Annotated in this window: 17 protein-coding genes; 8 read left to right on the top strand and 9 right to left on the bottom strand. The window is 62.7% G+C overall.

The features are described 5' to 3' along the window. Positions 1-122 precede the first annotated feature (122 nt). The gene (locus tag BLW71_RS16200; RefSeq protein WP_091797708.1) at positions 123-1040 is read right to left on the bottom strand and encodes a DNA-3-methyladenine glycosylase family protein; all 918 of its coding nucleotides are present in this window, start codon (positions 1038-1040) and stop codon (positions 123-125) included. Next, positions 1037-2215, bottom strand: coding sequence for a bifunctional DNA-binding transcriptional regulator/O6-methylguanine-DNA methyltransferase Ada (gene ada / locus BLW71_RS16195; RefSeq protein ID WP_091797705.1), 1179 nt, complete (start codon positions 2213-2215; stop codon positions 1037-1039). Before ada ends, BLW71_RS16200 begins: the two co-directional genes overlap by 4 nt. A 375-nt stretch (positions 2216-2590) precedes the next feature. Here ada and BLW71_RS16190 point away from each other — a divergent pair, with 375 nt between their 5' ends. Next, positions 2591-3016 carry a VOC family protein gene (locus BLW71_RS16190; protein WP_091797703.1) on the top strand — a complete coding sequence of 142 codons (426 nt, stop codon included), beginning with the start codon at positions 2591-2593 and terminating at the stop codon, positions 3014-3016. A 28-nt stretch (positions 3017-3044) separates the two neighbouring features. On the opposite strand, the gene BLW71_RS16185 is transcribed toward BLW71_RS16190, so the two are convergent. Together BLW71_RS16185 and BLW71_RS16180 are read right to left on the bottom strand one after the other, a co-directional pair. Next, a complete protein-coding gene (locus tag BLW71_RS16185; RefSeq protein WP_091797700.1) occupies positions 3045-3599 on the bottom strand; it encodes a YaeQ family protein in 555 nt (184 codons plus the stop codon). 143 nt (positions 3600-3742) lie between these two features. After that, positions 3743-4720, bottom strand: coding sequence for a LysR family transcriptional regulator (locus BLW71_RS16180; RefSeq protein WP_091797697.1), 978 nt, complete (start codon positions 4718-4720; stop codon positions 3743-3745). Between the two features lie 190 nt (positions 4721-4910). Between BLW71_RS16180 and BLW71_RS16175 the strand changes: the two genes are divergently transcribed. From BLW71_RS16175 to BLW71_RS16155, 5 genes are all read left to right on the top strand, one after another. Further along, positions 4911-6368 (top strand): aldehyde dehydrogenase family protein, encoded by a 1458-nt coding sequence (locus BLW71_RS16175; RefSeq protein ID WP_091797694.1) that lies wholly within the window; start codon positions 4911-4913, stop codon positions 6366-6368. A gap of 126 nt (positions 6369-6494) precedes the next feature. Continuing rightward, positions 6495-7499: an arabinose ABC transporter substrate-binding protein gene (locus BLW71_RS16170; RefSeq protein WP_091797691.1), complete on the top strand. Its 1005-nt coding sequence runs from the start codon at positions 6495-6497 to the stop codon at positions 7497-7499. Positions 7500-7586: 87 nt separating this feature from the next. Further along, positions 7587-9146: an L-arabinose ABC transporter ATP-binding protein AraG gene (gene araG, locus BLW71_RS16165; RefSeq protein ID WP_091797688.1), complete on the top strand. Its 1560-nt coding sequence runs from the start codon at positions 7587-7589 to the stop codon at positions 9144-9146. Between the two features lie 70 nt (positions 9147-9216). Next, the gene (gene araH / locus BLW71_RS16160) at positions 9217-10221 is read left to right on the top strand and encodes an L-arabinose ABC transporter permease AraH (RefSeq protein WP_091797684.1); all 1005 of its coding nucleotides are present in this window, start codon (positions 9217-9219) and stop codon (positions 10219-10221) included. A 39-nt stretch (positions 10222-10260) separates the two neighbouring features. Then, positions 10261-11994, top strand: a complete 1734-nt coding sequence (locus tag BLW71_RS16155) for an IlvD/Edd family dehydratase (RefSeq protein ID WP_091797680.1) — start codon at positions 10261-10263, stop codon at positions 11992-11994. 269 nt (positions 11995-12263) lie between these two features. Here BLW71_RS16155 and sap1 read toward each other — a convergent pair whose 3' ends face one another. Then, a complete protein-coding gene (sap1, locus tag BLW71_RS16150) occupies positions 12264-12602 on the bottom strand; it encodes a surface attachment protein Sap1 (protein ID WP_091797677.1) in 339 nt (112 codons plus the stop codon). Between the two features lie 453 nt (positions 12603-13055). Further along, positions 13056-13598, bottom strand: a complete 543-nt coding sequence (gene speG, locus BLW71_RS16145) for a spermidine N1-acetyltransferase (protein ID WP_091800922.1) — start codon at positions 13596-13598, stop codon at positions 13056-13058. Positions 13599-13882: 284 nt separating this feature from the next. On the opposite strand from speG, the gene BLW71_RS16140 reads away from it, so the two are divergent. Continuing rightward, complete coding sequence (locus tag BLW71_RS16140) at positions 13883-14062, top strand: hypothetical protein (RefSeq protein WP_091800919.1); 180 nt, start codon at positions 13883-13885, stop codon at positions 14060-14062. 101 nt (positions 14063-14163) lie between these two features. On the opposite strand, the gene BLW71_RS16135 is transcribed toward BLW71_RS16140, so the two are convergent. Together BLW71_RS16135 and BLW71_RS16130 are read right to left on the bottom strand one after the other, a co-directional pair. Continuing rightward, positions 14164-14589, bottom strand: coding sequence for an HIT family protein (locus BLW71_RS16135; protein WP_091797674.1), 426 nt, complete (start codon positions 14587-14589; stop codon positions 14164-14166). Positions 14590-14658: 69 nt separating this feature from the next. Beyond that, positions 14659-15594, bottom strand: a complete 936-nt coding sequence (locus tag BLW71_RS16130; RefSeq protein ID WP_091797671.1) for a GlxA family transcriptional regulator — start codon at positions 15592-15594, stop codon at positions 14659-14661. A gap of 178 nt (positions 15595-15772) precedes the next feature. Here BLW71_RS16130 and BLW71_RS16125 point away from each other — a divergent pair, with 178 nt between their 5' ends. Beyond that, positions 15773-16585 (top strand): SDR family NAD(P)-dependent oxidoreductase, encoded by an 813-nt coding sequence (locus tag BLW71_RS16125; RefSeq protein WP_091797668.1) that lies wholly within the window; start codon positions 15773-15775, stop codon positions 16583-16585. 77 nt (positions 16586-16662) lie between these two features. Here the strand turns inward: BLW71_RS16125 and BLW71_RS16120 are convergent, their stop codons facing one another. Next, complete coding sequence (locus BLW71_RS16120; protein ID WP_091797665.1) at positions 16663-17190, bottom strand: Lrp/AsnC family transcriptional regulator; 528 nt, start codon at positions 17188-17190, stop codon at positions 16663-16665. Positions 17191-17251: the final 61 nt, after the last annotated feature.

Raw genomic sequence — 17251 nt, 5'->3', positions numbered from 1 at the left:
CGGGCCAATCCGCCTGCCTTTTCGGCCAGTTCGTCGGCTGTGCGCCACACTACTCTACCCGCCACGCGCGTTGCGCGCGATCCGCTTTTCTCCGCGCTTTTCTTCCCGCCTGACGCCAGGCTTCAGCCACCACGCGCAGCGCCGGCGCGGTCCGCCACTTCATTCCATAAATGCATCGCCGCGTACGCGCGCCACGGCCGCCACATGTCGGTGCGCGAGCGTTGCTGCGTGGGCCGCACGAGCGACGGATCGCGCGCGCAGATCGCCTGCATCAGCACGAGGTCCCATGCGGGCCACGCGTCGGCGTCACGCCATGCGCGCATCGCGACGTACTCGACGGTCCACGGGCCGATGCCGGGCAGCGCAAGCAGCGCGGCGCGCAGGGCGTCGGCGTCGGCTGTCTTGCTGTCGAGCGGCACGTCGCCGGTCGCGACCGCGTGCGCGAAACCCTGCAACGCCGCCACGCGTTTCCCCGGCATGCCGATCTGCGCGAGGTCCACGGCGGCCAGCGCGGCGGGCGTCGGAAAGCGCCAGGCGGTGTTCTCGTGCGGATGACCCTCGATGCGCTCGCCGGCGCGCTGCACCAGTCTTCCGATGATGGTGGTCGCCGCCTTCACGCTGACCTGCTGTCCGACGATCGCACGCACCACCAGTTCGAAGCCCGACCATGCGCCCGGCACACGCAGGCCGGGCACGGCTTCGACGAGCGGCGCGAGCCAAGGGTCGGCGGCGAGCTCGGCTCCGATCTTTTTCGGGTCGGCGTGCAGATCGAACATCTTCGCAATCGGCGCGGCGAGTGCGTCGGCGTGACGGCTCACGGGCCCTTCGATGCTGGCGACGAGGCAACGCTTGCGCGGATGCAGACGCACACTGAGCGTGCCGCTGTCGCCGGCCCAATCGATCGCGCGACGGTACGCGCCGTCTTCCACCGCTTCGACGCCCGGCGTCGCGCGTCCGCCGAAGAAGCGCAGCAGGCGTGGCCAGTCGAAGGGTGGTTTGAACGGCAATTCGAGGGTAGCGACTTCGTCAAGCGTGCTCACGCGGCGTGATCCAGTTTGGTGGTGGTTTCGGTGTCGATTTCGGCGTCTGCAAGGGCGCGCTCGTCATGCCTTGTCTGGCCGCGCGAAAAATCACCGGCATGCTGGGCCTCGTTGTCGAGCAGCGCAGCCTTGCGCGGCAAACCCCAGCGATATCCCGCCAGCGCCCCGCCCTTTGCCACCACGCGATGACAAGGAATCGCCAGTGCCACTGGGTTCGTCGCGCAGGCGCTGGCGACGGCGCGCACGGCACGCGGCGCGCCGACCGTTTCGGCGATCTGCGAATAGCTGCGCGTCTCGCCGTATGGAATGCGCCGCAACGCATCCCAGACACGCTGCCGGAATGCCGTCGCGGCGATGTCGAGCGGCAGATCGAAGTCCTGGCGGGTGCCCCGCAAATAGGCGTCGATCTGCGCGATGAACGGCGCAAGGTGCTCGCTATCTTCCAACAGATCGGCGTTGGCAAGTTCGCTGCGCAGGTCGTCGGCGAGCATGGCGGCGTCGTCGCCGAAACCGATCTTGCAGATGCCCTTCTCCGTGGCCGCCACGAGCACGAAGCCGAGCGCCGTGGAAGCGCTGGCATAGCGCACGGTGAGTCCGGCGCCCTTGCGGCGATACGCGGACGGCGCCATGCCGAGTTCGGCCGAGGCGCTGTCGTACATCCGCGAGGGCGAGCCGAAGCCCGCGTCGAGCGTGGCGCGAGTGACGTCCGAGCCGCTCCGGAGCGCGTCGCGCAACGCGGCGCCCCGTTGGGCGGCCTGATATTGCCGCGGCGACACGCCGACCACGCGCTTGAACAGGCGCTGAAGGTGAAACGGGCTGACGTGCACGGCGGCGCTCAACTGCGCGAGCGTGAGGCGTTGCTGCGGATCGGCGTTCAGCGCGGCACAGGCGCGGTTCACGATTTCCAGCTCGCGCGGCAGACCGCCGGGCTGGCAGCGTTTGCAATCGCGAAATCCTGCGTTGCGCGCGGCGGCGGCATCGACGAAGAACGCGACGTTCTCGCGGCGCGGCTGGCGCGACGCGCACGACGGGCGGCAGAACACGCCGGTGGTTTTGACGGCGTAAAAGAACGCGCCGTCGGCCAGCGGCTCACGGCGTGTGACGGCTTCCCAGCGCTCGTCGTCGGAAGTCCAGCTGGCGGCGCTGGATGGGGTGTCGGTAGGCGTGCGGTTCATGTTGGTCCCGGATCAGCGGTGTCGATGTTCACCAATGTAGGCCGCATGCCGACACAGTACGCCCCGGTTCTTGCTCTGTCATTGCGCTTCTTCGTAGCGCCCAAAGGCACGCCAGGCGCTCGTTTTGCCGCAAACTGCGACAAATTCGCACGATATCGGGTTTTCCCTTAAAAAGTTATTGCGTCGCACCAACTCCATGTGTATATTAGTACTTGTCTCCTCCATGTCTCCTCCTGATATGGATTCAGCCCGCTCCACATAGAGCGGGCTTTTTTTCGCCCATACCTGTCTGATCCGGCCCTCACTCGCGGCGCCGTCCTTTCTCCTACACTGGCTATTCACCCGTTCTTCGAACCGGCCAAAGGGGCGTTCGACATGAAAATCCATATTCGCGAGATCGATCACGTCGTCATTCGGGCGACGAACGTCGAGGCCATGGCGCGATTTTATTGCGACGTGCTGGGTTGCACCGTGGAGAAGGAGCAGCGCGATCTGGGCCTGACACAGTTGCGTGCGGGGCGCTCGCTGATCGACCTGTTGCAGGTCGGCGCCAAGCTCGACCATGCCGAAAACGGCGTGCCAGGAGCCGGGCGGAATATGGACCACCTGTGTTTGCGCATCGAGCCGTTCGACGCCGAAGCGCTCAAGGCGCATCTGACCGGACACGGCGCGCGGCTGGGCGAACTGGGGCAGCGCTACGGCGCGGACGGCTTTGGACAGTCGCTGTATCTGTTCGACCCGGAGGGCAACATGGTCGAACTCAAGGGGCCGCCGGACGCGGCTCGCGTGACGTCGCTTTAAGCGCTTCGAGCGTCGGCCGCGTTTAGTGTCAGGCGTTGGCGGGCGCCTTCAATACCGTCCATTCGATTTTCACCGCATCGGCTTCGGCGCTGCCGAGCCATGCTTCGCCGTCCTGCACCGTGCATTGCAGCCGCATGGTCCGTTCGGCTAGCGAGCCGAGCGCGCTGGCGACGTCTTCGCCGAGCGTCCACACCGTCACGTTGCGCATACGTTCGACCTTGTTGCGCACGCCCTGCCACCAGATGTCCGACGCCCGGCCGCCATAGGCGATCACGATCACCTGATTCGAGCGGCCGCTTGCCTTGGCGATACGCCGTTCGTCCGGCTGACCCACTTCGATCCAGGTCTCGATCGCGCCCGTGAGATCTTTTTCCCACAGATCTGGTTCGTCCACGTCCGACAGACCTTTGCAGAATTCGAGGCGTTCCTGCGCGAACAGCGCGAACGCGGCGACGCGGACCATCATCCGTTCGTCGGTTTCCGAGGGATGGCGGGCGATCGTCAGCGAATGATCGGCGTAATAATGCCGGTCCATGTTGGCGATCTGCAGTTCCGCCTTGTAAATCGTCGATTTGAGAGCCATGCCGTTGCTAAACCAGGCGCTCGCTCCACCGGAGCGAACTGAAAAAGAATCGTCGACGGCGCGTTGCCGTTTTCCGTGTTTGTGGTACATCTTTCGGTCCCTCCCGCGCCGTCAGCCGGCTGCTATTACCACGGGAGAAGCATTTATCGCGCCACTGCCGGCTCGAAAGCGGTGCCGTACACCTCGCCCGCGGCTTCCCGCAGGGCCTCCAGCACGACCGAGGCTGCCGGTGAAAGCAGGTGCGACTGGCGCGTGATGATACCGAATGTATCCATCCTGCACGGTAAATCGATCGGCACTCGTTTCAAAACGCCGTACTGTTGGTATTGACGCGCCACTTCGTCGGGTAGAACCGCCAACATGTCGCTTTGGAGCAGCAAGCTCGAAATCGCCAGAAAATTGTTCGTATTGACCACGTTTTGCGGCGGATTCAGCCCGATTTGAGAAAACATCAGATCGAAACGATGGCGCAGGACGCTGCCTGGCGGATGCAAAACCCAGCTCGCGTTGACGATTCCACGTAGCGTCAAACCTGTCTCATTTTCGAGATGATGGCCGGGCCGCGCGACCACGCAAAGCGGTTCATCGGCGAGCGGTTCATAGCGGACTTCGGCGTTGAACTGGTTTTGCCGCTCCAGAACGCGGCCGATCATGATGTCCAGTTCGCCTTCCGCCAGCCGCGGCAGCATCACGTCCGAGGTTTCCACCTCTACCCAGATCTGCAATTGCGGATAGCGTTCTTTCACCCCGGCAATCGCGCGCGGCACCATGGTTGCCGCGGCCGCCGCGATCACGCCGATCCGCACCTGGCCCGCCAGGCCCGCGCGCAACGCCGATATTTCGTCGTGTGCATGGCTCAGATTGGACAGCACCATGCGCGCATGGCGAATCATGACTTCGCCGTACAGTGTGGCGTGCATGCCGTGCGGCGTGCGGTCGAACAGGCTCACCTCCAGCATGTCCTCCAGCTCTTTGAGCAGACGCGAGGCGGCGGGCTGGGTCATGCCGAGCACGTCGGCGGCCCGGCGGACGTTGCCCTCCTCGTCCATCGCCGCGAGCAGCAGTAACTGCCGCGTCTTGAGCCGCGCCCGCACGAACCAGTTCGAGTAGCTACGCGTCATGGTCTCTCTCCAACCTGTTTTCTGATAAGCGGCTCGAAGCCGACCGCTGCGCGGTTTGTCCGGGGCGGTGCTCCATCATGCCATATCGAAATTGATATCGGGACGGCTTGAAAAGGGATTGGAAAGTTATTGGGACGGCTCATACCATTCGTGGACTTTCCGAGCTTCCTCACGTGGTGCCTTTCCCTCGATGAACCGCGATCCCGTTCCACTCGCTGCAAGTCCGTTGCGCCACTACATCAATGGCGGATGGGAGACCGGCGCGACCACGGGCGTCTCGCTCAACCCGTCGGACCTGGACGAACCGGTCGGCGAATATGTGCGGGCCGATGTGCGGCAAACGGATACGGCCATCGAAGCGGCGCACCTGGCTTTCCGCGAATGGTCGCTGGCGTCGGCTCAACGCCGCGCGGACGTGCTCGATGCGATCGGCAGCGAGGTGCTCGCGCGCCGCGACGAACTTGCCCAACTGCTGGCACGCGAAGTCGGCAAGACGCTGCCCGAGGCCATGATCGAGACGACGCGGGCCGGCCAGATCTTCAAGCTGTTGGCGGCCGAAGCCTTGCGCGCCGTCACCGAGTCCGGCGCGAGCATGAGCACAAGCGCGCGCGCCGGCGTCGAAGTGGACGTGACGCACGAACCGCTCGGCGTGATCGGCATCATCGCGCCGTGGAGCGCACCGCTCGCGATCGCCGCGGCGAAGATCGGCGCCGCGCTCGCCCACGGCAATTGCGTCGTTTTCAAGCCGGCCGAATCGACGCCGGCCTGCGCGGCGGCGCTGGCGTCGATCATCAGCCGCGCCGGTCTGCCGGCGGGCGTGTTCAATCTCGTGATGGGCAGCGGCCGGCAGGTCGGCGCGCGGATCGCCGCGCATCCGCTGACGTCGGCGATCAGCTTCACCGGTTCGGCGGAAACCGGCACGCGCGTGCTGCAAGCCGCCGCCGCCCGCCAGGCGCGTGTGCAACTCGAGATGGGCGGCAAGAATCCGTTCGTGGTGCTGGCCGATGCCGATCTCGACGGCGCCGTCGATGCCGCCTTGCACGGCGCCTATGGCTCGACCGGTCAACGTAGCACCGCAGCGGCGCGGCTGATCGTCGAGCGCGCGGTGTTCGACCCGTTCGTGGACGCCTTGCGGGCAAAACTCGCGAGCCTCACGATCGATCACGCCCTGAAGCACGGCACCGACATGGGGCCCGTGGCGAACGCCGCGCAGTTGCAGCGCAATCTCGACTATGTGCGCATCGGTCTGCAGGAAGGCGCGCACCTGCTGCACGGCGGCCGCCAACTGGAACGCGCGACGCGCGGCTATTTTTTCGAACCCGCCCTATTCATCGGCGAATCTGAACACCGTATCGCGCAGGAGGAAATCTTCGGCCCGCTCGCCGTCGTGTTGCGCGCGGATGACTACGACCACGCGCTGCATCTCGCGAACGACACCACATATGGTCTATGCGCCGGCATCTGCACGCGCTCGCTCAGCCGCGCGCGGCATTTCCGCCGTCATGTGCATAGCGGTCTCGTCACGATCAATCTGCCGACCACGGCCGTCGAGCATCACGCGCCCGGCGGCGGCCGCAAGGCGTCGGCCTATGGCGCTACCGGCGCGGGTTTCTGGACGGCCGTGAAAACGGCCTACGTAGCGGACTGATGCTCATGAGATCCCTTTACGCCGTGGCGTCCCATCACGTTCATCCACGTCCCGGCTAACGCCGCCGTGCATCACCCGCTGCAAATAAACGAAACCAATGCAGCTTTTCAACCTCAGGAGACAGACATGACCAGCAAGCTTCGCCGTTTGACGCTATCCGCTGTAGCGGCCGCCGCCCTCGCCGCGCCCTTTGCCGCGCAGCTTTCCGCGCACGCGGATCAGCCGCTCAAGGTCGGCTTCCTCGTGAAGATGCCGGAGCAGGCGTGGTTCATCAACGAACAGAAGGCCGCGAGCGCGCTCGGCCAGAAGGACGGCTTTTCGGTAGTCAACATCGGTACGCCGGACGGTGAAAAAGTGCTGGCCGCGATCGACAACCTCGGCGCGCAAGGCGCCAAAGGCTTCGTGATCTGCGCGCCCGACGTGCGCCTCGGACCGGCGATCCAGGCTCGGGCGAAGCGCTACAACATGAAGTTCGTCACCGTCGACGATCAACTGGTCGACTCCACCGGCAAGCCGCTGCCGAACGTGCCGCATCTGGGCATGTCCGCGTTCAAGATCGGCAATCAGGTCGGCACCGCGATCTCCGAAGAAATGAAGCGCCGCGGCTGGAAGCCGGAAGAAGTCGGCGCGCTGCGCATCACGAACTACGAATTGCCGACCGCGAAACTGCGTACCGATGGCGCGACACAATCGCTCCTCGCCGGCGGCTTCAAGAAGGAGAACATTTTCGACGCTCCGCAAAAAACCACCGACGACGAAGGCGGCTTCAACGCATCGTCGCCGGTCCTCGCGCAGCATCCGAACATCAAGAAGTGGGTGATCTTCGCGCTCAACGAGGAAAGCGTGCTGGGCGGCGTACGCGCGACCGAGCAGTTGCATATTCCGGCGGCGGACGTGATCGGCGTCGGCATCAACGGCGCGGGTGAAGCATTCGCCGAATTCCAGAAGAAGGAGCCGACGGGCTTCTACGGCACGATTGCCGTGAGTTCGACGATGCATGGCAAGGAAAGCACGGAGAACCTCGTCGAGTGGATCAAGGACGGCAAGCAGCCGCCCGCCGATACACAGACCACCGGCAAGCTGATGGTGCGCGGCAACTGGCAGGACGTGCGTAAAGAACTCGGCATTTAAGCGGTATTCGAGTCTGCACGCCGCGGGCCGTCCCTCGCTCAAGCGAGAGCGGTCCGCTCTGGTTGTTCTTCCGCTTGAGGTTTTTCGATGACGTCTTTACACACCGAGTCCCACGCCGGCGAACCGGCGCCCTCACCTGCGCCCTTGCCTGCGCGCCTATCGGCCGAGCCGTATCTGCGACTCGACGGCATCACCGTGCGCTTTCCGGGCGTGCTCGCGCTCGACCAGGTGTCGCTCGAAGTGCGGCGCGGCGAAGTGCATGGCTTGATGGGGGAAAACGGCGCGGGCAAATCGACGTTGCTGAAGGTGTTGTCCGGCGTGAATCAACCCGCGGCGGGCACCTTGTCGCTCGATGGCGTTGAACAGCAGTTCGTCACGACGAAGGCGGCGATTGCCGCGGGCGTGGCGATCATCTATCAGGAACTGCATCTGGTCCCCGAACTGACGGTTGCGGAAAACCTGATGCTCGGCGCCCTGCCCAATCGTTTCGGTGTGCTGGACGAAAAAGCGCTGGTGGCGCGCGCCATGCGCGAACTGGAACGGCTCGGCGAAAAGATCGACCCGTCCCAGCAGGTGAAGAATCTTTCAATCGGCCAGCGGCAAATGATCGAAATCGGCAAGGCGCTAATGCGCGACGCGCGCGTGATCGCGTTCGACGAACCGACCAGTTCTCTGTCGTCGCGCGAAACGACGCAACTGTTCCGGATCATTCGTGCGCTGAAGGCCGAAGGCCGCGCGATCATCTACGTCACGCACCGGATGGATGAAGTGTACGAACTGTGCGACCGCGTGACGGTGTTTCGCGACGGCCGCCGCATCGATACCTTCGACGCGGGTGAAGGACTCGATCGTGATCGCCTGATCAGCTGCATGGTGGGCCGCTCGATCGCCGACGTGTACGGTTATCGCTCGCGCGAACTCGGCGACGTGCAACTCGATGTCAAGAACCTGATGGGACGCGGTCTGCGCGAACCAGCTTCTTTCACGGCGCGCAAAGGTGAAATCGTCGGCTTCTTCGGGCTCGTCGGCGCGGGGCGTTCCGAGTTGATGAAGCTCATCTATGGCGCGGTCAAACCGGCGGGCGGCGAGATCACGCTCAAAGGCAAGCGCGTGCGCTTTGCCACACCGCGCGACGCGGTGCGCGCGGGCGTGGCGCTGTGTCCCGAAGATCGCAAGCAGGAAGGCATCGTTTCGATCGCCTCGGTATCGGACAACCTCAACATCAGTTGCCGCCGCCATTTCAGCCGCTTCAGCGTGCTCAACGGCCGCAAGGAAGCGCAGACCGCGAGGGAGTTCATCGGCAAGCTCGCTATCAAGACGCGCAATGGCGACACGCCGATCGGCACGCTCTCGGGCGGCAATCAACAGAAGGTGATTCTGTCGCGCTGGCTTGCCGAAGACATCGACGTGTTTCTGATGGACGAACCCACGCGCGGCATCGACGTCGGCGCGCGCAGCGAGATTTACGGGCTGCTGTATGGGCTCGCCGAAGCGGGCCGCACGGTGATCGTCGTGTCGAGCGACCTCGCCGAAGTGATCGGCGTGGCGGATCGTGTGATCGTGATGAAGGAAGGCCGCATTGTCGGCGATCTGCCCAAGGCGCAGGCCACGCCGGATGCGCTGATCAAGCTCGCCCTGCCCCGCTGACGCTGTCTTGCATCCTCGACACAACGAAGGCAACTGAATCGAATTGCGCTATTGAAACGGAATACACGCCATGCACACACCTTCAACCGATTCATCGACCCCAGCCGTCGCCTCAGCGGGATTGAGCGCGCGCGCCGCGCGTACCTGGGACATGATCAACAAGTCCGGCATCGTCATGGTGTTCGTGATTCTGTTCGCGGTCCTGTCGTTCACCGTGCCGGACTTTCTGAGCTCGCGGAATATTCAGGGCTTGCTGCTTTCCGTCACGCTGATCGGTTCGATCTCCGTCACGATGATGTTCGTGCTCGCGCTCGGCGAAGTGGATCTGTCGGTCGCGTCGATCGTCGCGTTCGCGGGCGTGGTGGCGTCCACGCTGATCACCGCGACGCATAGCGTGATGCTCGGCGTCGCGGCCGGCGTGCTCGCGGGTGGCGCGGTCGGACTCGTGAACGGCGTGCTGGTCGCGCGCTACAAGATCAACTCGCTGATCGTCACACTCGCCATGATGGAGGTCGTGCGCGGCCTCGCGTATATCACCTCGAACGGCGACGCCGTGATGATCTCCGAAGAACGTTTCTTCGACCTCGGCGGCGGCTCGTTCCTCGGTATTTCGTTTCCGATCTGGAGCAACATTGTCGGCTTCGTGCTGTTCGGTTTTCTGCTGAAGAAAACCGTGTTCGGCAAGAACGTGCTGGCCGTCGGCGGCAATAGCGAGGCGGCCTTGCTGGCGGGCTTGCCGGTCACGCGCATCAAGATCACAGTGTTCGTATTGCAAGGCCTCGTGACCGGCTTCGCGGGCGTGATGCTGGCGTCGCGCATGAGTCTGGGCGACCCGAAAACTTCGGTCGGCCTCGAGCTCGGCGTGATTTCGGCATGCGTGCTTGGCGGCGTCTCTCTCACTGGCGGCGTCGCGACGATTTCCGGTGTACTGGTCGGCGTGCTCATCATGGGTTCCGTGCAGGACGCCATGAGCCTCCTGAATGTGCCGACCTTTTATCAATACCTGATTCGCGGCGGGATTCTGCTGCTCGCGGTGCTGTTCGACCAGTTCCGGCGCAGCAAGCGCGTGCACTAATGCGCGCCCCGCTCTACATGTTTGCCAACAGGAGATTTCATGGCTGATTCGAACCAGACAAAAAAGCCGCTGCGCAGCCAGGCGTGGTTCGGCCTTAAGGACCGCGACGGCTTTCTGCATCGCTCGTGGATGAAGAACCAGGGCATTCCGCACGATGAATTCGACGGACGCCCGGTAATCGGCATCTGTAATACGTGGTCCGAACTGACGCCTTGCAATGCGCACTTTCGCGAGCTGGCGGAGTACGTGAAAAAGGGCGTGCATGAAGCGGGCGGCCTGCCGCTCGAGTTTCCGGTGATGTCGCTCGGTGAGACCAACTTGCGGCCTACCGCGATGCTGTTTCGCAACCTCGCTTCCATGGATGTCGAGGAGTCGATTCGCGGCAATCCGATGGACGGTGTGATCCTGCTGGTCGGCTGCGACAAGACCACGCCGGCCCTGCTGATGGGCGCGGCTTCGTGCAATCTACCCGCATTGGCGGTTTCCGGCGGACCGATGTTGAACGGCCGCTTTCGCGGCAAGAACATCGGCTCCGGCACGGGCGTGTGGCAGATGTCCGAGGAAGTGCGCGCCGGCACGATGACGCAGGAAGAATTCACCGAGGCCGAGTCGTGCATGAACCGCTCGCGCGGCCACTGCATGACGATGGGCACGGCGTCGACCATGGCCTCGATGGTCGAATCGCTCGGCATGGGCCTGCCGCACAACGCGGCGATTCCAGCCGTCGATGCGCGCCGTCAGGTGCTCGCGCATCTCGCGGGCCGGCGCATTGTCGACATGGTTCGCGAGGATCTGACGATGGACAAGATCCTCACGCGCCAGGCCTTTGAAAACGCGATCCGCACGAACGCCGCGATCGGCGGCTCGACCAATGCCGTGGTCCACCTGATCGCGCTCGCGAAGCGCATTGGTGTGGAGTTGTCGCTGGAGGATTGGGAGCTCGGTTCGAATGTGCCGTGTCTCGTGAATCTGCAACCGTCCGGCGAGTATCTGATGGAGGACTTTTGCTACGCGGGCGGCTTGCCGGCCGTGCTGAAGCAACTCGGCGAACAGGGATTGCTGCATAAAGAAGCGCTGACCGTGAACGGCAAGACGCTCTGGGACAACGTGCGCAACGCGCCGAATCACGACGAGAAGGTCATCACGACCTTCGCCGAGCCGTTCAAGCCGAAGGCCGGCATCGCGGTGCTCAAGGGCAACCTGGCGCCGAATGGCGCGGTGATCAAACCGTCGGCGGCGACCGCAGCGTTGCTCAAGCATCGCGGCCGCGCGGTCGTGTTCGAGAACATCGAGGAGTTGCACGCGAAGATCGACGACGATTCGCTCGACATCGACGAGCATTGCATCATGGTGCTCAAGGGCGCGGGGCCGAAGGGTTATCCAGGCTTTGCGGAAGTCGGCAACATGCCGCTGCCGAAAAAGGTGCTGCAAAAAGGCATTACGGACATGGTGCGCATTTCGGATGGCCGCATGAGCGGCACGGCTTACGGCGCGGTGGTGCTGCACGTGTCGCCCGAAGCGGCCGCGGGCGGCCCGCTCGCGTTCGTGCAGACCGGCGACATGATCGAGCTGGATGTCGAGGCAAGGCGCCTGCATCTGGACGTCACCGACGAGGAACTCGCGCGCCGGCGCGCCGCATGGCAGGCGCCGGAAGCGCCCAAACGCGGCTACTACAAACTCTACGTCGAACACGTGCTGCAAGCCGACCAGGGCGCGGATCTCGACTTCCTGGTGGGATCGAGCGGTGCGCCGGTGCCGCGCGACTCGCACTGATATCGACACGGCTCCTCGCACGACGAGCCAACGGTTGTTCCTGCGCTTTGCGAGAAGGCGTACTGCCGATGCGGATCGACATAATCCGCATCGGCTTTTTTCTGTCCGTTTCCCAAGCGAAGTGAACACGCACAAATAAAAACGGCCAGGCATTTGATGCCCAGCCGATTTTTAACTCACAGGTTCACCGCCTCCGGCTTTTTAAAAGTCAGAGAATCGACGCACGCAAAATCACATTCCGGCATTCCGCCGGAATGACGGCGCTTAGCTTATTGCTTGATGAATCGATCGTTTGCCCAAAGTCCTTGCGTGTCGCTATTGCCGGAATTCACGAATTCGACGTCGTGACCAACCACGCGCACGACGCGGAAACTCGAATTTTCCGGTGTGGAGACACACTGGTATCCAGAGAAAAATTCCTGCATTTTTTGCTGTTCACCGGCTTGCGCATGCTGGTCGGCGGCGTCGAGTTTATCCTTCGACAGGCAGCCATATGCGTTGGCCTTGAACTGGATGGTTTGCTGCGGCTTGATCATGACGTCTTGCGCCTGAACAGTGGCGGCAGCCAATCCCGCAATGGCGAAAACAAGGGCGATTCGCATTTTCATATTTTCCTCCGGTGCGGGTGGATACTCAGGTTAGCTATGTATTTAACTTTAACGTTGAACCCGCACCTTGCACTTTAGGAGAACGCGAGAGAACGACAAGCACATCTTGTGTGCGGTCGCAACAGTGGCGAATTGTCGCACCATGCTTTGCGGCTGCTTAATCGCTGGGCAACGGTTTAAGTGGGTGTGATTGCCGTGGATAACCAGGAGACGGGCAGGGTGCGCCGCTTTAACTAGTAACGCTTTGCGCCGCGTATTCGCGTAAACGAGCAGCCTCAATTAAGCGATTTACTACATTAAATTTCGCGAGTTGGTGCGTTGCACACAAAGTCATTCAACTGACCAAATTAAAATCACGAAATAACGGTGTATTTGCAGAATATAAAGAGTGCCAGGTACGACAAGCTGTGTCGGCAGAGTTCGCTGGGATTGCAGCGCTGTGCCGGTCGCACTTCATCGAACCTGCTGGTTCATCTTGAAGAACTCGTCCTGAAACATGCACATGCGCAGGGCGTTGTGATAGCTGCCGTTGCCGAAAAATTCCTCGATCAACTCGGCCTCGTGCCTGAACCCGCACTTCTCGTAAACGTGGATGGCCGACGTATTCGACTTGTCGACGATCAGATAAACCTTGCGCAAGTTCAGCACTGAAAACGCATAGTCGGTAGCGAGTTGGGTTGCCAGAGTCGCATAGCCGCGGCCTTGCGCATGGGGCGCGATGATGATCTGAAACTCGCCACGCCGGTGGATATAGTCGAGCTCGATCAACTCGACGACTCCGACCGTTTGCCCTTCGTTGTCGATCGCCACGAAGCGGCGCTCGCGCAGGTCGTGCACGTGCTGGTCGTAAAGCTGCGTCAGTTCCGAGAAGGTTTCGTACGGCTCCTCGAACCAGTAACGCATGATTTTCGCGTTGTTGTTCACTTCGTGGACGAAGCGAAGATCGGTACGTTCGAGCGGGCGCAACGTGAGTTCGCTGCTACGTTCGGTAGTCATTGGATTCCCCTTGAGAACTTGTTGGTCTGAGTGCGCGCGTGCCATATCGGATCGAGCGCCTTTCAGTTAGTCAGGTCTTGATGCGGGGAGTTCTTGCAACCTCTGGCACTCCTGTGCCACCTTTTTGCAACGCGCGAGGCGGCATGCGGGTTTGGCGAGGTGAGGGCGTCGCATTGCCGCAGGCTCGCAAATGGGCGCGCTCGCGCAATTGTGAGAGGCGCGGCACGGTATGGGTACGCGCGGTGCTCTACAATGAAATCATGCTCCCGCGATCGGAGGCCACCGTGATCGAGCACTTGATATTGGGCGTCTTTCTGGTCATTCCGCTGCTCATCGTCGCGTTTCTTTTCTCCGACGAATTGTGGCAGGAACACCGGCATCTGCACGAGATGCGACCCGCGCACCTGAAACCGCGCCGCATCGACTGGCGGCATCCGCTGCGCCGTTCGCGGCATCGGCTTTAACGCGCCGCGTTGGCTCGCCAATTGACCCGTCTGAGATTGAATACCGCGAATTTTCGCAGCCGTTTCGGCGCGCGGGAGCGCGCGCGTCACTCACTCACCCGTTAGTCGGCACGCCAATGCGCGCGAATGCGCTTAGCAAGCGCTTCGAGCGTTTCCGCATCGGCGACGTCGCGCGCGTGCATGCGCAGCGGCTGGCCTTCCCAGCGCGGAATCACGTGAAAATGCACATGCGCCACCGTTTGTCCCGCGGCGGCTCCGTTGAACTGCCCAATGAACACACCATCCGGCCGCAAGGCCACGCGCACGGCGATCGCGAGCTTCTGCGTCATGCGTATGCATGCCACCGTCGAAGCATCCGACAACTCGAAAATCTCCGCCACGGCTTCCTTGGGCACCACCAGCAGATGGCCGTCGGCTTGCGGCATCAGGTCCATGAAGGCGAGGGCGGCATCGGTTTCGGCCACTTTGATGCAGGGTAGTTCGCCGCGCAGAATCCTCGCGAAGGGATTGCTGTTGTCGTAGGTCATCGCGTTCCTCTCATGGTGGAAGGTCATATCGGGTGTTGCTGCGGTTGGCGATATTGTCCATCACCTGTGTTACATGACGCGCGCTGCACGCTTGATGGCCTGCGGCGGCTGGCCGTACGCCCGTAGAAACGCACGCCGCATCCGTTCGGTATCGACAAAGCCGGTTTCCGCGGCCACTGCCTCCATGGAATGGCGGCCTGCTTCCAGCATGGCGCGCGCGGCTTCGACGCGCAATGACTCGATCGCTTTGGCTGGCGATTGGCGGGTTTCGTCGCGAAACGCGCGGCTGAACTGACGAGGGCTCAGGTGCGCGACGTCGGCGAGTTGTTCGACCGTCAATGGCTCGCGCAGATGACTTTTGGCGTACGAGAGCGCGTTCTGGATGCGATCGGATTTCGGCTCGAGGTCCAGCATGGCCGAGAACTGTGACTGGCCGCCGGTGCGGCGGTGATAAACCACGAGTTTCTTGGCGATGGCGCGGGAAACCTCGACGCCGAGATCGTTTTCAACGAGCGCCAAACATAAATCGATGCATGCGGTCATGCCGGCCGACGTCCACACCGAGCCGTCGACGATAAAGATGCGGTCCTCATCCACGCGCGCTTGTGGAAAGCGCTGTTGCAGATTGCGGGCGTGAATCCAGTGGGTCGTGGCGTGGCGGCCGTCCAGAATCCCGGCCTCGGCCAGTACGAACGCGCCGGTGCAAATGCTGGCGGTACGCCGGGAGGCGACCAGCGCGTCGTTCAGGAACGCCAGCAATCCCGGCGACGACGGCGCGATCTGCATCGCGCCGGTGACCACCACGGTGTCGTAAGCCGGATCGCCGAACGGCCGGGTGGCGATCTCGACGCCAGCCGAGCTGCGCACCATGCCGCCATGCTCGGAAATGATCTCCACGTCGTACTCAGGCTGGCCGGCCTCCAGGTTCGCCAGTTCGAACACCGCGACCGCCACCATGTCGAGGATCTGAAAGCCGGGAAAAACCACCACGCCGACGTGTCTCATTACGATGTCCTAAAACGAGGTAAATACGACATTTGAGACAAAAGAGTACGCGCCTACACTTGCCTCGTCAACACCGCAATGCAACGCGAAACAGCACAGCGGCGGAGGTTTCCAGGTTTTTCCCATTCATCGGACAGGGCAGAGGCGCAACGCGCCGCGCCCGCAAGGAGAGATACACATGGCAACGCAAACAGGCAAAGGCACGGCATTGGTGACGGGCGCATCGTCGGGTATCGGCGCGGTGTATGCGGACCGCCTCGCGCGGCGCGGCTACGACCTGATTCTCGTGGCGCGCGACGCAGCGCGGCTGAACGCTCTGGCCGAGCGTCTGACGACACAGACCGGCCGCCGTATCGACACGATCACGGCGGACCTCACCGTCAAAGCCGACGTGCGCCGCATTGAAGAACGGCTGCGCGCGGACGCAGGGATCACGATGCTGGTCAACAACGCGGGTGTCGGCGCAACCGCCTCGCTGATCGACTCGGACGTGGATGCGCTCGAAACGATGATCGACCTGAACGTCACGGCGCTCACGCGTCTGACGGCGGCCGTCGTGCCTGGTTTCGTGGCGCGGGGTAACGGCATCGTGATCAATATTTCGTCGATCGTCGCGCTCTCGCCGGAACTGTTGAACGGCACCTATAGCGGCACCAAGGCCTATGTGCTCAACCTGACGCAGTCGCTGCACCACGAAGTGGGCGACAAGGGCGTGCAGTTGCAAGCGGTGCTGCCGGGTGCGACCAGCACGGCATTCTGGGACCGTGCGGGTCTGCCGGTCGAGCATCTGCCGTCGCAGATCGTGATGAGCGCCGAGGACATGGTGGACGCCGCGCTCGCCGGCCTCGACCAAGGCGAACTGGTGACGATCCCGTCATTGCCCGACGCCGCCGACTGGGAGCGCTTCAACAACGCGCGCCAGCACTTGCAGCCGAACCTGTCGCACAAACTGCCGGCCGCTCGCTATAAGCGTGTTGCGGCAACGGCATAAAGCGCCGATAAGCGCCGATAAGCGCACTAGCGGCAAGTCAGTAAAAGGGCAGACAAAAGCACGCCCGTGGCGCGCCCTTAACGCCAGTCAGTCGACACGTCGTCGGGATCGACCAGCGTCAATCCCGACGATGGCAGCGGCAGCGCCGTTTTGTAGCGCACCTGCTTGAGCGCGAAGCTCGAGCGGATATTGGAGATGCCCGGAATCTTCGTCAGATGATCGACGATAAAACGCTCCAGCGTCTGCATATCCGGCATGACAACGCGCAGCAGATAGTCGGCGTCGCCCGTCATCAGATAGCACTCCATTACTTCCGGCCGCTCCGAAATCGCCTGTTCGAAGCGCTGCAACGCGTCTTCCACCTGCTTTTCCAGACTCACCTGAATGAACACGTTGATGCGCAGCCCGAGCGGCTCCGGGTTCAGCAGCGTGACTTGCTGCTTGAACAGGCCCAGCTTCTCGAGCGCCCGCACGCGGTTGAAGCACGGCGTGGCCGACAGGTTCACCGAACGCGCCAGATCCGAATTAGTGATGCGCGCGTTTTGCTGCAACTGGCTCAGGATGCCGATGTCGATGCGGTCGAGTCGTCTGGGTGGCGTGGCCATAGATGAAATATTCCGTGTCGTGGGGAAATTCCGGAACAAATAGCCTATCGCAGCGCGCAAC

The organism is Burkholderia sp. WP9, from assembly GCF_900104795.1.
Classification (GTDB): Bacteria; Pseudomonadota; Gammaproteobacteria; order Burkholderiales; family Burkholderiaceae; genus Paraburkholderia.
The sequence above is the reverse complement of the archived record's forward strand: the minus strand, read 5'-3'. Positions and strand labels throughout refer to the sequence as shown.